This window comes from Psychrobacter sp. 1U2 (assembly GCF_051847575.1).
In genome coordinates this window covers 1-521 of record NZ_JBPYDC010001802.1, presented here as the reverse complement: position 1 = coordinate 521, position 521 = coordinate 1, and the positions used below count along the sequence as shown (strand labels likewise).

Below are 521 nucleotides of genomic sequence, written 5' to 3'. Positions count from 1 at the left end.
CATCGCACGATTGTGATCTAGACGAGTCATGGCAGTAAAGTTACGTGGATCAAGATCTGGCGCATTACGCTGGGCGATTAGCGCGTTGGTGTTGGCAGGGTTGCCGACGACCAATACTTTTACATCACGGCTGGCCACTTCGTTTAATGCTTTACCTTGTGCTGAGAAGATCGCAGCGTTGGCTTCTAGCAAGTCTTTGCGCTCCATACCTGGGCCACGCGGACGTGCACCTACTAGTAACGCATAATCGATATCTTTGAATGCAACATTGGCATCATCAGTCTGGACAATACCTGCCAACAATGGGAATGCACAGTCTTCTAATTCCATGACCACGCCCTTTAAAGCATCAAGCGCTGGTGTGATTTCAAGCAATTGTAAAATAACTGGTTGATCTTTACCAAGCATCTCACCAGATGCAATACGAAATAGCATCGCGTAGCTGATATTACCAGCGGCACCAGTCACGGCAATACGTAAAGGCTGTTTCATAGAATACTCCCTAATTAATTATTAGATAA

1 protein-coding gene is annotated in these 521 nt (G+C 46.1%); it reads right to left on the bottom strand.

Features of this window, described 5'->3' with window-relative positions; translation table 11 throughout:
- A partial coding sequence (locus ACS8FD_RS24485) for a malate dehydrogenase (RefSeq protein WP_439277756.1) occupies positions 1 to 492 on the bottom strand: 492 nt, incomplete at its 3' end.
- Between the last annotated feature and the right edge of the window lie 29 nt (positions 493 to 521).